Here is a 248-nt window from a genome sequence, read left to right on the forward strand (position 1 = left end):
GGCACGAGGCCGCGAGCAGGATCGAGTTGGACTCGGGGATCTGCCCGCGGGCGAAGACGCCGCCGGGCGGGGCGAGCTCGCTGCCGGTGGAGATGACGGCGACGCGCGGACGCCGCCGCACGTCGACCCGATCCACACCGGATGCCGCGAAGGCGGTCGCCTGCAGGGCGCCCACGACGATGCCGGCAGGAGCGACCTCGTCGCCGGCTCGCACGTCTTCACCGCGTCGCCGGATGTGCGCGCCCTCG

Annotated in this window: 1 pseudogene; it reads right to left on the reverse strand. The window is 75.4% G+C overall.

The features are described 5' to 3' along the window. Positions 1 to 248 (reverse strand): annotated as a pseudogene (locus SB660_RS22715) (hypothetical protein); the annotation flags it as partial.

The organism is Bacillus sp. SIMBA_005 (assembly GCF_046535585.1).
Classification (GTDB): Bacteria; Bacillota; Bacilli; order Bacillales; family Bacillaceae; genus Bacillus; species Bacillus pumilus.